This window comes from Elusimicrobiota bacterium, assembly GCA_041660925.1.
Taxonomy (GTDB): domain Bacteria; phylum Elusimicrobiota; class Elusimicrobia; order UBA1565; family UBA1565; genus JBAZUV01.
Map to the genome: position 1 here is coordinate 1 of JBAZVI010000018.1, position 13,900 is coordinate 13,900.

Sequence of the window (13,900 nt, forward strand, 5' to 3'; positions counted from 1 at the left end):
GCGCCAGTCCCTTCTGGGACAGCACGTGCGTGATCGCCGCCGTCAAAGTGGTCTTGCCGTGGTCCACGTGACCGATCGTCCCGATGTTCACGTGCGGCTTGTTGCGCTCGAATTTCGCCTTGGCCATGTCGTTCTCCTTAATGTCTCTCGATCACTTGTCGTCGGACTTCTTCATCCCGCGCTTCTCCACGATCGCGGTCTGGACGTTCGAAGGCACCTGCTCGTAATGGCTCGGCTCCATCGCGAACGCCGCGCGCCCCTGGGAGATGGAGCGGACGGCCGTCGCGTAGCCGAACATGGTCGAAAGGGGCACGGTGCCGCGCACGAACTTGACGTTGTGGCGGTCGCCCATCTCGATGATCTTGGCGCGGCGGCTGCTGAGGTCGCCGATGATGTCGCCCATGTACTGCTCGGGCATGGTGACCTCGAGCTTCATGATGGGCTCCAGCAGGGTCGGGCTGGCTTTCTGACAGCCCGCGCGCAGCGCCATGGCGCCGGCGATCTTGAAGGCCATTTCCGAGGAGTCGACCTCATGGAAGGAGCCGTCGAAGACCGAGCACTTGATGTCGACGATGGGGAAGCCCGCGAGCGCTCCGCCCTCGAGGGCCTCGCGGCAGCCCTTCTCGATGGCCGGGATGAACTCGCGCGGGATGCGCCCCTGCTTGACGTCGTCGACGAACTCGAAGCCCTTGCCCATCGGCTGGGGCTCCAGGCGCAGCCAGCAGTGGCCGTACTGGCCGCGGCCGCCGGTCTGGCGGATGAACTTCCCTTCGATCTCGACGGCCTTGCGGATCGTCTCCTTGATGGCGACCTGGGGTTCGCCCACGTTCGCCTGCACGTTGAACTCGCGCTTCATGCGGTCGACGATGATGTCGAGGTGCAGCTCGCCCATGCCGGAGATGATGGTCTGGCCGGTCTCGACGTCGGTCTTGATGCGGAAGGTCTGGTCTTCCTCGGCGAGGCGCTGCATCGCGTTGCCCATCTTCTCCTCGTCCGCCTTCGACTTGGGCTCGATGGCGACCGAGATGACGGGCTCGGGGAAGGAGATCTGCTCGAGGATGATCGGCTTCTCCTCGCTGCAGAAGGTCACGCCGACGCCCGAGCTCTTCATCGCCACCGTCGCGGCGATCTCTCCGGCGTAGACCGTCTTGATCTCCTCGCGCTTGTTCGCGTGCATGCGCAGCACGCGTCCGATGCGCTCGGAGGTCCGTTTCGCGGGGAAGAAGACCGTGTCGCCGGCGCTGACGACGCCGGAATAGACGCGGAAGAAGGCCAGCTTCCCGACGAAGGGGTCGGTCTGGATCTTGAAGAAGAACGCGGTGAGCGGCTCCTCGTCGGCCGGCTTTCGCTCGAGCGGGGCGGCCGTGTAGGGATCCTCGCCCTTGACCGGCGGGCGGTCGAGCGGGCTGGGGAGGTAGTAGGTCACGGAGTCGAGCATCGGCTGCACGCCCTTGTTCTTATAGGAAGAGCCGCAGAGCACGGGGTAGATCTTGCCGGCGATGGTTCCCTTGCGCAGGGCCTTTCGGAGCTCTTCGACGGTGAAGTCGTGCTTGCCCTCGAGGTAGCGCTCCATGAGGCCGTCGTCGAACTCGACGATCTTCTCGATCATCTTCTCGTGCCATTCCTTGGCCATCTCCGCCATGTCGGCGGGGATGTCGAGCACGTCCCACTTCGCGCCGAGCTCCTCGCCCTTCCAGACCAGCGCCTTCATCTCCAGAAGGTCGATGAGGCCCGCGTACTTGGCCTCGGCTCCGATGGGGAGCTGGATGGCGCAGGCGTTGGCGCCGAGCTTCTCGTGGATCGAGTTGTACGACATGTAGAAGTCCGCTCCGAGCCGGTCCATCTTGTTGATGTAGGCGACGCGGGGGACGTTGTACTTGTTGGCCTGGCGCCAGACGGTCTCGGACTGCGGCTCGACGCCCTGCACGCCGTCGAAGACCACGACCGCGCCGTCGAGCACGCGCAGCGAGCGCTCGACCTCGGCGGTGAAGTCCACGTGGCCGGGGGTGTCGATGATGTTGATCTGGCAGTCCTTCCAGGCGCAGTAGGTCGCGGCGGCCGTGATCGTGATGCCGCGCTCGCGTTCCTGGGGCATCCAGTCGGTCGTCGTCGCGCCGTCGTGCACCTCGCCGATCCTGTGGATGCGGCCGGTGTAATAGAGGATGCGCTCGGTCGTGGTCGTCTTGCCGGCGTCGATGTGCGCGATGATGCCGATGTTGCGCACCTTCTCGAGCGGGTACTGCCTCGCTGCGAGCGTCTCCTTCGACGTCGTCTGTGGGTTGGCCATGTCCTTTCCGTTTACCAGCGGTAGTGCGCGAACGCCCGGTTGGCTTCCGCCATCTTGTGCGTGTCCTCGCGCTTCTTCATCGCGATCCCTTCCTTCTTGAGAGCGAGGGTGATCTCGTCGGCGAGCCGTTCGGCCATGCCGCGCCCGCTCTTGTCGCGGGCGGCGTTGATGAGCCAGCGCATCGCCACGGTGTAGGAGCGCACGGGGCGGACTTCGCTCGGGACCTGATAGGTCGCGCCGCCGACGCGGCGGGGGCGGACCTCGAGGAGCGGGCGGATGTTCTCGATGGCCTGCTCGAAGGCGCCGAGCGGGTTCTCGTTGCCGCGCTTCTGGATGAGCCCGAGCGCGTCGTAGAAGACCTTCTCAGCGGCCTGCTTGCGGCCCTGGAAGTTCAGCTTGTTGATGAAGCGGGACACGAGCACGGAGTTGTACTTGTAGTCCGCGGCCGGGAAGTCCCGGCGGTCTCTGGGTCGGAGTCCTTTTCTCGGCATATCGTTACCTTAGGCCTTGGCTTCGGCGGCCTTGGGCCGCTTCGCGCCGTATTTGGAACGTCCCTGCTTGCGGCCCTCGACGCCGGCGGTGTCGAGGACGCCGCGGATGATGTGGTAGCGCACGCCCGGGAGGTCCTTCACGCGGCCGCCGCGCACGAGCACGATCGAGTGCTCCTGCAGGTTGTGGCCGACGCCCGGGATGTAGCCCGTGACTTCGAGGCCCGAGGAGAGCTTCACGCGCGCGACCTTGCGGAGCGCGGAGTTCGGCTTCTTGGGCGTCGTCGTGTAGACGCGCGTGCAGACGCCGCGGCGCTGCGGACAAGAGCGCAGTGCCGGCGCTTTGGTCCGGTTCTTCAGCGGGTGGCGTCCGATGCGGATAAGCTGGTTGATGGTCGGCATAGCGCTCCTTATTTCCCTGCGGCCTTGAGTTCCCGCATGCGGGCATGCAGCCCGGTTCCGGCCGGGATCATGTGGCCGATGATGACGTTTTCCTTGAGACCCTTCAGATAATCGATCTTCGAGGTCGTCGCGGCCTCGGTGAGGACGCGCGTCGTCTCCTGGAAGCTGGCGGCCGAGATGAACGAGTTCGAAGCCAGCGCGGCCTTGGTGATGCCCAGGAGGATCGGCTCGCCCTGCGCCGGCTTGCCGCCCTTCGCCTCGATGGCCTTGCTCTCCTTGCCGAAGACGAAGCGGTTGACGATCTCGCCCTTGAGGAAGCCCGTGTCGCCGGCGTCGATGACCTTGACGTTCTGCAGCATCTGGCGCACGATGCACTCGATGTGGCGGTCGGAGACCGTCACGCCCTGGAGGCGGTAGACTTCCTGGATGGCGTTGAGCAGGTATTCCTGCACTTCCCGGGCGCCCTTGATGTGAAGGACGTCGTGCGGGTCGATGGCGCCGTCGGTGAGCGGCTCGCCGACGCCGACCCGGTCGCCCTCGTAGACCACGAGGTGCTTGCCCTGGGGGATGAGGTATTCCTTGAACATCTCCGTCCCTTCGTCGCGGACGGTGATCTTGCTCGCGCCCTTCAGCGTCGTCTCGAGGGCGACGATGCCCTCGATCTCGGAGATGACCGCGGCGGACTTGGGCTTGCGCGCCTCGAAGAGCTCGGAGACGCGCGGCAGGCCGCCCGTGATGTCCTTGCTCTTGGTGATCTCCTGAGGGATCTTCGCGAGCACGTCGCCGGGGTGCACGGCCTGCTCGTTGTCGACGAGCAGCGTCGTGTCGATCGGGAGCGGGTAGGAGGCGACTTCCTTGCCGCCCTTCTCGACGATGATGCGCGGGTTCACCTTCTCGGCGCGGTGCTCGATGATCTTGCGCTCGATGATGCCGGTGACCTTGTTGCGCTCCTCATGGAGCGTGACGCCTTCCTTGACGTCGCGCAGAAGGACCTTGCCTTCATGCTCGGTCATGATCGGCATCGCGTAGGGGTCCCACTCCGCGAGCAGCTCACCCTTCTCCACCTTCTGCTTGTCGGCGACCTTGAGGCGGCCGCCGAAGAGCACGCGGTGCTCCTCGCGCAGGGCGCCGGTCTGGGCGTCGTGCACGGCGATGAAGCCGTTGCGCGAGACGCAGAGGATGGCTCCGTCGCGGTTCTTGAGGGTTCGGACGTCGCGGAACTCGACTTTGCCGTTGACGCCGGCGACGGCCTGCGAGCGCTTGATGACGCGGGAGGCGGTACCGCCGATGTGGAAGGTCCGCAGGGTCAGCTGCGTGCCGGGTTCGCCGATCGACTGCGCGGCGATGATGCCGACGGCCTCGCCGGGCTCGACCATGCGGCCGGTGGCGTTGTTCAGGCCGTAGCACTTCGCGCAGACGCCCGCCGGGCTCTCGCAGGTCAGCACCGAGCGCACGCGGACGTGCTCGGGGCCGCCCTTCTTGACCTTCTCGACGATCTCGGCCGTGAAGACCTCGTTGGCCTCGATGACGGTCTCTTCGACGATCTTTCCCTTGGGGCCGGTCGGCAGGGCGCAGACGACGTCCTCGAGCACGACGCGCCCGAGGAGGCGCTCTTCGAGGGGCTCGATGACTTCCTCGCCGGAGGTCAGCGCGCCGATGCGGATGCCGTTGATCGTGCCGCAGTCGATCTCGGTGACGACGACGTCATGGGCGACGTCGACGAGGCGCCGGGTCAGGTAGCCGGCGTCGGCCGTTTTCAGAGCCGTGTCGGCCAGACCCTTGCGTCCGCCGTGGGTCGAGATGAAGTACTCGAGCACGGTCAGGCCCTCGCGGAAGTTCGAAAGGATGGGGTTCTCGATGATCTCGCCGACGCCGCCGGTGAGCTTCTTCTGCGGCTTCGCCATGAGGCCGCGCATGCCGGCGAGCTGACGCACCTGCTGACGGCTGCCGCGCGCGCCCGACATGGCCATCAGATAGATGGAGTTGAAGCGCGGGACGCCGGCCTTGTATTGGAGCGTCTCGTCCTTCTTCATCTCGTCGAACATCACGTCGGAGATCTTGTCCGTGACGTGCGTCCAGATGTCGATGATCTTGTTGTAGCGCTCGGACTCGGTGATGACGCCGATCTTGGACTGCTTCTCGATCTCGCGGACTTCCTGGCGCGCCTTCGTGATCAGCTCCTTCTTGATCGGCGGGATGCGCATGTCGGAGATGGAGATCGAGAGGCCGGCCTGCGTCGCCATCCGGAAGCCGGTGTTCTTCAGGGAGTCGAGGAGCTTCACGGTCTCGAAATGGCCGAGTTCCTTGTAGCAGCGCTCGACGAGCTGCTGGAGCTCCTTCTTGCCCATGGCCTGGTTGTAGTAGCCGAGGAGGAGCTTCCCTTCCTCGTCGCGGGGCAGGACCTCGTTGAAGAGGACGCGCCCGACCGTCGTGCAGTCGGACCACTTCTGCGGGGACAGCGGCTTCGCGCTCTTCCCCTCGCCGTCGAGCTCGGACATCTTCTCGGTGATGCCGCGAACCTTGATGCGGGCGTGCAGGTCGGCCTTGCCGTTCTGCCAGGCCGTGACGACTTCCGCGCGGTCCGCGAAGACCTTCCCCTCGCCGATCGCGCCCATCTTCTCCTTCGTCATGTAGTGCACGCCGAGCACCATGTCGTGCGAGGGCGTGGCGATGGGCTTGCCGGAGGCCGGGGACAGGATGTTGTTGGAGGCCATCATGAACAGCCGGGCCTCGAGCTGCGCTTCCTGGGACAGCGGCACGTGCACGGCCATCTGGTCGCCGTCGAAGTCGGCGTTGAAGGCCGCGCAGGTCAGCGGATGGAGCTGGATGCTCTTGCCCTCGATGAGGACGGGCTCGAAGGCCTGGATGCCGAGGCGGTGCAGCGTCGGCGCGCGGTTGAGCATGACCGGGTGGCGCTTGGTCACCTGCTCGAGGATGTCCCAGATCTCCGGCCGGACGCGCTCGAACATGCGCTTGGCGGCCTTCAGCGTGAGCTGGTCCTTCTTCATCAGCTCGCGGATGATGAACGGCTTGAAGAGCTCGAGGGCCATCTCCTTGGGGAGGCCGCACTGGTGGAGCTTGAGGTTCGGACCGACGATGATGACGGAGCGGCCCGAGTAGTCCACGCGCTTGCCGAGGAGGTTCTGGCGGAAGCGTCCCTGCTTGCCCTTGAGGATGTCGGAGAGGGACTTCAGCGGCCGGTTCCCGGCGCCGATGACGACCTTGCCGCGGGCGCCGTTCTCGATGAGGGCGTCGACGGCCTCCTGGAGCAGGCGCTTCTCGTTGTAGATCATCACTTCGGGCGCGCGCAGCTGCTCGATGTGCTTGAGGCGGTTGTTGCGGTTGATGATGCGGCGATAGAGGTCGTTGAGGTCGGAGGTCGCGAAGCGGCCGCCCTCGAGCGGGACGAGCGGGCGCAGCTCCGGCGGGATGACCGGAAGGACCGTCATGATCATCCACTCGGGGCGGGTGCCGGACTCGGCGAAGCTCTCGAGCAGGCGCAGGCGGCGCACGAGGCGCGCGCGCTCGGCCTCGGAATGGGTCCCTTCGATGGCCTTCTTGATGACCTCGGTCTCCTTCTTGGGCTCGATGCGCTCGAGGAGCCCGTGGACCGCGCCGGCGCCGATGCCGGTCTTCAGCTTCGAGCCGAACTCGGCGCGGGCCTTCTGCATCTCCTCTTCGGAGAGGAGGTCGGTCGCCTTGAAGACCTTGCGGCCGTTCTCGTCGACGAGGTCCTCGAGGACGACGTACATGGCATAGTAGACGACCCGCTCGATGTCGGCCGTCTTCATGTCGAGGACGATGCCGATGCGCGAGGGGGTCTTCTTGAGGAACCAGATGTGGGCGACGGGCACGGCCAGCTCGATGTGGCCCATGCGCTCGCGGCGGACCTTGCTCTCGGTCACTTCGACGCCGCAGCGGTCGCAGACGATGCCCTTGAACTTGATCCAGCGGTACTTGCCGCAGGCGCACTCGAAATCGCGGGCCGGTCCGAAGATGCGCTCGCAGAAAAGGCCGTCGCGCTCGGGCTTGAGGGTCCGATAGTTGATCGTCTCGGGCTTCTTGACCTCGCCGAACGACCAGATCCGGATCTGCTCCGGGCTGGCCAGGGAGAGCCGGATGGCGTCGAAGTTCCCGAAGTCGAGGCCGACGTCCTTCTTCTTCTTCTTCGCTCCGCCGAACAGCTTCCGTTCCGCGATCGCCAGATTGTGGGTGGTCATGTTAGGCGGCCTCCACCTTTTCGACCGACTTGGTCACGTTCGCGTCCGCCGCGCCCTTGTGTCCGAGGTTGAGCAGTTCGACGTTCATGCCGAGCGCCTGCAGCTCCTTGATGAGCACCTTGAAAGACTCGGGGGTGCCCGGAGCGGCCGGCGGCTCGCCCTTGATGATCGCCTCGTACATCTTGGTGCGGCCGTTGACGTCGTCGGACTTGACGGTCAGGAACTCCTGCAGCGCGTAGGCGGCGCCGTAGCCTTCGACCGCCCAGACCTCCATCTCGCCGAAGCGCTGGCCGCCGAACTGGGCCTTGCCGCCGAGAGGCTGCCGGGTGATGAGGCTGTATGGGCCCGTCGAGCGGGCGTGGATCTTGTCCTCGACGAGGTGGATCAGTTTGAGGATGTACATCGTGCCGATCGAGACCTTCTCGGCGAACGCCTGGCCGGTCCGGCCGTCGTAGAGGGTGATGCGGCAGTCGTCGGAAGGCAGGTACTTGTCCGGAACGCCCTGCTCGCGGAGCTTCGACTTCGCCTTCTTGACCAGCTCGTGGATGTCGTGCTCCTTGGCGCTGTCGAAGACCGGGCAGACGGCCTGGATGCCCAGGGTGTTGGCGGCCCAGCCCAGCATGGTCTCGAGCAGCTGTCCGACGTTCATGCGCGAGGGCACGCCCAGCGGGGAGAGCACGACGTCGAGCGGCGTACCGTCCGGGAGGAAGGGCATGTCCTCGATGGGGAGGATCTTCGCGACGACGCCCTTGTTGCCGTGGCGGCCGGCCAGCTTGTCGCCGGCCTGGAGCTTGCGCTTGGACGCGACGTAGACCTTGACCACCTTGTTGACGGTGACCGGGAGCTCGTCGCCCTGCTTGAGGTTCTCCTTCTCGCGGACGGCGTCCTCGCGGATCTTCTTCTCCATCATCTTGAAGAAGGTGTTGAGGCGGTCGTCCTCGGCCTTGCCGCGGCCGCCCTTGGCCTTCGCCTCGGCGGCCTGCTCGGCCTTGTACTGCTTGAGGCCCTTCAGAGCGTTGTCGAGCCTCTCTTCCACGTCCTGGAGGCGCTTCTTCTCGTCGGACTTGGAGAGCTTCTCGCGGCGCACGAAGACGCGCACGCCGATGATCTTGCCGGTGACGCCCGGGGGCACGCGCAGCGAGGCGTCCTGAACGTCCTCGGCCTTCTTGCCGAAGATGACCTTGAGGAGGCGCTCTTCGGGGGTCAGCTGCTGCTCGCCCTTCGGGGTGACCTTGCCGACGAGGATGTCGCCGGGCCGGACGTTCGTGGAGGGGATGACGATGCCGTTCTCGTCGAGGTGCTCGAGAGCGTCGGCGCTGACGTTGGGGATGTCGCGCGTGATCTCTTCGGGTCCGAGCTTCGTGTCGCGCGCCTCGATGGCGAACTCGGAGATGTGCAGAGAGGTGAAGACGTCGTCGCGGACGACCCGCTCGGAGATGAGGATGGCGTCTTCGTAGTTGTAGCCCTCCCAGGGGAGGAAGCCGACCAGGAGGTTCTTGCCCAGCGCGAGCTGGCCGTCGCGGGTGGCGGGACCGTCGGCGAGCACGTCGCCCTTGGCCACGCGCTGCCCGTTGACGGCGTGCGGCACCTGGGTCACGGTGGTGTCCTGGTTGGAGCGCTGGTACTTCTTGAGCGGGTAGATGTCGATGTCTTCCTTCGCGCCGTCGACCGCCACGGCGATGATGTCGCCGGTGGCGTAGAGGACCTTGCCCGGGCGCCGGGCCTTGATGCAGGCGCCGGAGTCCTGGGCGACGCGGTCCTCGATGCCGGTGCCGACGCACGGGGGCTCGGTGACCAGCAGCGGGACGGACTGACGCTGCATGTTCGAGCCCATGAGCGCGCGGTTGGCGTCGTCGTGCTCGAGGAAGGGGATGAGGGCCGCGGAGATGGAGACCGTCTGCAGCGGCGAGACGTCCATGAAGTCGATCTTCGCGGGTTCGGCCTGCGGAAAGTCGCCGCGGCGGCGGCAGGCGACGAGGTCGGCCTTGATCTGCTTGGCGTCCTCGTCGAGCGGGGTGTTCGCCTGGGCGATCGTATGCTCGTCCTCGATGTCGGCGGGCAAGTACTCGACGTCGCCGGTGAGCTTGCCCTTCGTGACCTTGCGGTAGGGCGACTCGATGAGGCCGTAGCGGTTGACCTTCGCGTGGCACGCCAGCGAGGTGATGAGGCCGATGTTCGGGCCTTCCGGGGTCTCGATGGGGCAGATGCGGCCGTAGTGGGTGTGGTGGACGTCGCGGACCTCGAAGCCGGCGCGCTTGCGGTTGAGACCGCCGGGGCCGAGGGCCGAGAGGCGCCGCTTGTGCGTGAGCTCCGCCAGCGGATTGATCTGGTCCATGAACTGCGAGAGCTGGGAGGTCCCGAAGAACTTGCGCAGGATGCCGACCAGCGGCGCGGTGTTGAGGAGGCTGCGCGGGGTCAGCGTCGACTTGTCCTGCACGCTCATGCGGTCGCGGATCACGCGGGACATCTGCGCGAGGCCGACGCGGATCTGGTTCTCGAGGAGCTCGCCCACGCCGCGGACGCGGCGGTTGCCGAGGTGGTCGATGTCGTCGACCTCGACCTTGGCCTTGCGGTCGCCGTAGTTGTAGAGGGCGTCGCCGTTGTTGAGGAAGATGATGTACTTCATCGTGACGATCAGGTCCTCGACGGTCAGCGTGCGGCGCTTCTCGGAGGGGACCTCGAAGTGCATGTCCTTGCGGTCGGAGAGGGCCTCGAGCAGCAGACCGAGCTTCTTGGCGATCTTGTAGCGGCCCACGTGCGAGAGGTCGTACTTGCGCAGGTTCTTGAAGATGAGGTTGTCGAGGTACTGTTCGGCCTGCCCGGGGACGATGAACTCCTGGCCGCGGAGCTTCTTATAGATCTCCTGCTGGGCTTCCTTGGCGCTCTTGTAGGGGTCCTTGCGCAGCGTCTCCCAGACGGTGGGGTTGTCCTTCTCCGGGTTGCCCTTGATGAGCTTCACGGTCTTGATGCCCTTCTCGAGCATGCGCTTGATGGACTCGTGGGTGACCGGGTGGCGGGTCTCGAGCAGCACCTCGCCGGTGGACTTGTCGACGACGTCCTCGGCGCAGACGCGGCGGAGGATCTGGTCGGCCGAGTCGTGGGCGACCTTCGCCTCTTCGCACTCGTAGAAGATCTGGAGCAGCTCGGAGTCCGACTCGATGCCGCAGGCGCGCAGGAACGAGGTCGCCGGGAACTTCTTCTTTCGGTCGACGCGGACGAAGAGGGCGTTGTTGAGGTCGAACTCGAACTCGACCCAGGCGCCGCGATAGGGGATGATGCGCGCGAAATAGAGCTTGCGGCCCAGCGACGAGATCTTCTTCTCCTCGTCTTCCTCGAACACGATGCCCGGGGAGCGGTGGAGCTGGCTGACCACGACGCGCTCGGCGCCGTTGATGATGAAGGAGGCGTTCTCCGTCATCAGGGGGATCTCGCAGAGGGTGACTTCCTGCTCGACGATCTGCTTGAGCTTGCCGGAGGGCTGGCGGGAGGAGAGGCGGAGGATGGCGCGCAGGGAGGTCGTGAAGCTCGCGTCGTGGCTGCGGGCCTCTTCGGCGCTCGCGTAGCGGGTCGGGACGAGCTTGTAGCGGACGAAGTCCAGGACCATGCTGCAGTCCGAGGACTCGATCGGGAACACGTCCATGAACGCGGCCTGCAGGCCCATCAGCTTGCGCTCCGCCGGCGTCTCCTCTTCCTGGAGGAAATCGCGGAATGAGCGCTTCTGCATCTCGAGCAGGTCCGGCATGTCCAGGACCTGCGGGATCTTCGAGAATCTGATCTGATTGGTCATCCGTCCCTCGTTTATCCCTGTCTCTCTTCGACCTTCGTCCGTCCGTCCAAACAGCTCAAAAACCGGCGGCGTTTTTTGCGCTGGCACCCCTGCCCGGATCGTTCATCCGGGCAGGGGTGTCGCAGCGCGTCGCGAAGCTACTTCAGCTCGACGGAGGCGCCGGCCTCGATGAGCTTCTTCTTCCACTCCTCGGCCTGCGCCTTCGGCACGCCGTCCTTCACGGTCTTGGGCGCGCCCTCGACGAGGTCCTTGGCTTCCTTCAGGCCCAGGCCGGTCAGCTCGCGGACGACCTTGATGACCTGGATCTTCTTGTCTCCGCCGCTGGAAAGGACGACGGTGAAGTCGTTCTTCTCTTCGGCGGCGGCGGGAGCGGCTCCGCCCGCGGCGGGGGCGCCGGCCATCATCGGCATCGCGGCGGCGGCCTTCACGCCGAACTTCTCCTCGACGGCCTTCACGAGGTCGGAAAGTTCGAGAACGGTGAGGTTCGAGATCACTTCGACGATCTCGTCCTTGCTCATCTTCGTTGCGGTGGACATTTTCTTTCTTCTCCTTTATTTCAGTAGCCCCGGCTTCGCGGCCCGGGCTTATCCCCCCGGCAGAACCGGGGGGACTACCGGCGGTTTATTTCGCGGCCGCCTCCGCGGACTTCTTCTCTTCCAGCGCCTTCAGAACGAGGACCAGGTCGCGGATCGGGGCGGCGAGCACCGAGGCGCTCTGGCTGACGGACATGTAGAGCACGCCGACGAGCTTGCCGAGCAGCTCCGGCCTGCTGCCGATCTTCGAGAGCCGCTCGCACTCGGCCTTTCCCATCCACTGGGAGCCGACGTAGCCGGCCTTGATCTTCAGCTTCGGGAACTCCTTGGCGAATTGGACGAGCACCTTGGCGGGGCCGACGGGATCCTCGCTCTGCGTCACGAGGATGGCGTTGGGTCCCTCGACGAGGGACATATCGACGCCGTCGATGCCCGCCTGCTTGAGCGCGTGCTCGAGCAGGGAGTTCTTGCAGATCTTGAAGCGGCACTTCATGGGCTTGAGCTTCGCGCGGAGCTCGGCGAGCTCCGTGAACTTCAAGCCCTGATAGTCCGTGAAATACAGGAACGGAGACGCTTTAAGCGTCTCCGCCAGCTTCTTGGATTCTTCTTTTTTCTGCTTCTTATCAAGTTTCATCGTTTTATTTGAACCGCACGCTCAAGCCCGCTGCGTAGTGGAACCCGCCCACGAACGACGCCTCCGCGAAGAGGCCTTCGTTCTCGTAAGCCGGGATATGCAGACCGAGGAACGGCGTCACCGTATCCTCGATCCCCCCCACGCGTCCGCCGCCCTTATGATCCCGCAGCCAGGCCTGCGTGCGCACCCATTTGACTCCGCCGTAAGGCTCGACGCCCACGCGCCAGCCCTCCGGCTTGAAAAGATGTCCCGTTTCCAGCGCGACCTGCGACGAAAGAAGGTCGAGGCGCTGATCGATCGCCCCTTCGGCCGCCGTGTTCCCCGCCGGATTCTCCTGAAACCGATGACTCCGCCATCCGAAGCCCAGCTGCGCGGCGAGTCCGGGCGCGACGACGGTGTCGGGCCAGAGGATCGCCTTGACGCCGGCTTCCACCACGGGGCCGACGCTGCGGCCGGAGAGGGTGTTGGTCCGGGTCACCGAGGCGACCTTCAGCGTATAATCGCCCGCGCCGACCGCGGCCCAGTACTGCACGCTCTCGTAAGGCTGCGCCAGGAGCTTCACCATCGCGGCTCCGCCGCTGCCTTCGCCCGTGACCTTTCCCGTGCTCCCGCAAGCGAAGCTGGAGTTCGGGTTGACCGTGTTGTTCGTCGTGCAGGTCCCCTCGCCGGAGAGCGAGAAGTTGAGGTCCTGGCTCTGGGTCCCCTCGTAGTAGCCGAAGACCTTGACCGAACCCGCGGGGAGTTGGCGCCCAGAGCCCACCATGCCGGCGTAAACCGGAATGGCGGACAAAAAGAAAGCGCCCAGGGACATTAGCCCCTGTCTCATGCGTTCCCCTTACTGCTGACGTCGGATTTACCGAGTGATCAAGGAGTCAACGAGGCCGGCGACGACCTACTCTCCCAACGCCGAGTTGGGCGTTAGTACCATCAGCCCTTGCAGGCTTAACTGCCGTGTTCGGAATGGGAACGGGTGTTTCCCTGCCGGAATTATCACCGGCCTCGTTGACCCCTTGATCTCAGGAGGGAGTGTGGCTGACTGGACCGTTCAGACCGGTACCGTCATCGTTGCGGCTACCCGCTACGAACTCCGAATGCTCCCGACACGGACATTGTACCAAATCGGACGCACAAAACGCAAGAACAAGCCTCGCGTCATAAAGATTGAAGAATATGGCCAAGCCGCACGGACGATTAGTACCGGTTCGCTGAACGTGTTGCCACGCTTACACTTCCGGCCTATCAACCCGGTAGTCTTCCGGGGTCCTTTAGTCCCCTTGCGGGGAGGGAAGCCTTATCTTGAGGCGGGTTTCACGCTTAGATGCTTTCAGCGTTTATCCCTACCGAACACCGCTACCCAGCGCTGCCCTTGGCAGGACAACTGGGACACAGGAGGTTCGTTCAACTAGGTCCTCTCGTACTGTAGTCGACTCCTCTCAAGCTTCCTGCGCGCATGGTAGATAGAGACCGTACTGTCTCACGACGTACTGAACCCAGCTCACGTACCGCTTTAATGGGCGAACAGCCCAACCCTTCCCACCTGCTCCAGCGG

General features: G+C 65.0%; 9 protein-coding genes and 2 rRNA genes. All 11 read right to left on the reverse strand.

All coding sequences use genetic code 11. The features are described from left to right. Positions 1 to 127: GTP-binding protein (locus WC969_15390; GenBank protein MFA6031236.1), on the reverse strand; the 127-nt coding region annotated here is incomplete at its 3' end. A 24-nt stretch (positions 128 to 151) separates the two neighbouring features. Next, positions 152 to 2,287 carry an elongation factor G gene (fusA, locus tag WC969_15395; protein MFA6031237.1) on the reverse strand — a complete coding sequence of 712 codons (2,136 nt, stop codon included), beginning with the start codon at positions 2,285 to 2,287 and terminating at the stop codon, positions 152 to 154. An 11-nt stretch (positions 2,288 to 2,298) separates the two neighbouring features. Further along, entirely contained in the window at positions 2,299 to 2,778 is a 480-nt protein-coding gene (gene rpsG, locus WC969_15400; GenBank protein MFA6031238.1) for a 30S ribosomal protein S7, read from the reverse strand. A 9-nt stretch (positions 2,779 to 2,787) separates the two neighbouring features. Further along, on the reverse strand, positions 2,788 to 3,177 hold the full coding sequence (rpsL, locus tag WC969_15405) for a 30S ribosomal protein S12 (GenBank protein ID MFA6031239.1): 390 nt from the start codon (positions 3,175 to 3,177) through the stop codon (positions 2,788 to 2,790). 8 nt (positions 3,178 to 3,185) lie between these two features. Then, positions 3,186 to 7,397 carry a DNA-directed RNA polymerase subunit beta' gene (gene rpoC, locus WC969_15410; protein MFA6031240.1) on the reverse strand — a complete coding sequence of 1,404 codons (4,212 nt, stop codon included), beginning with the start codon at positions 7,395 to 7,397 and terminating at the stop codon, positions 3,186 to 3,188. Position 7,398: 1 nt separating this feature from the next. Further along, positions 7,399 to 11,184, reverse strand: coding sequence for a DNA-directed RNA polymerase subunit beta (gene rpoB / locus WC969_15415; GenBank protein MFA6031241.1), 3,786 nt, complete (start codon positions 11,182 to 11,184; stop codon positions 7,399 to 7,401). A gap of 137 nt (positions 11,185 to 11,321) precedes the next feature. After that, positions 11,322 to 11,702 (reverse strand): 50S ribosomal protein L7/L12, encoded by a 381-nt coding sequence (gene rplL / locus WC969_15420; GenBank protein MFA6031242.1) that lies wholly within the window; start codon positions 11,700 to 11,702, stop codon positions 11,322 to 11,324. 103 nt (positions 11,703 to 11,805) lie between these two features. Continuing rightward, positions 11,806 to 12,351, reverse strand: a complete 546-nt coding sequence (gene rplJ / locus WC969_15425) for a 50S ribosomal protein L10 (protein ID MFA6031243.1) — start codon at positions 12,349 to 12,351, stop codon at positions 11,806 to 11,808. A 4-nt stretch (positions 12,352 to 12,355) separates the two neighbouring features. After that, positions 12,356 to 13,177 (reverse strand): hypothetical protein, encoded by an 822-nt coding sequence (locus tag WC969_15430; GenBank protein ID MFA6031244.1) that lies wholly within the window; start codon positions 13,175 to 13,177, stop codon positions 12,356 to 12,358. 53 nt (positions 13,178 to 13,230) lie between these two features. After that, positions 13,231 to 13,349, reverse strand: a 5S ribosomal RNA gene (rrf, locus tag WC969_15435). 172 nt (positions 13,350 to 13,521) lie between these two features. Beyond that, positions 13,522 to 13,900: ribosomal RNA gene (locus tag WC969_15440) — 23S ribosomal RNA — on the reverse strand; the annotation flags it as partial.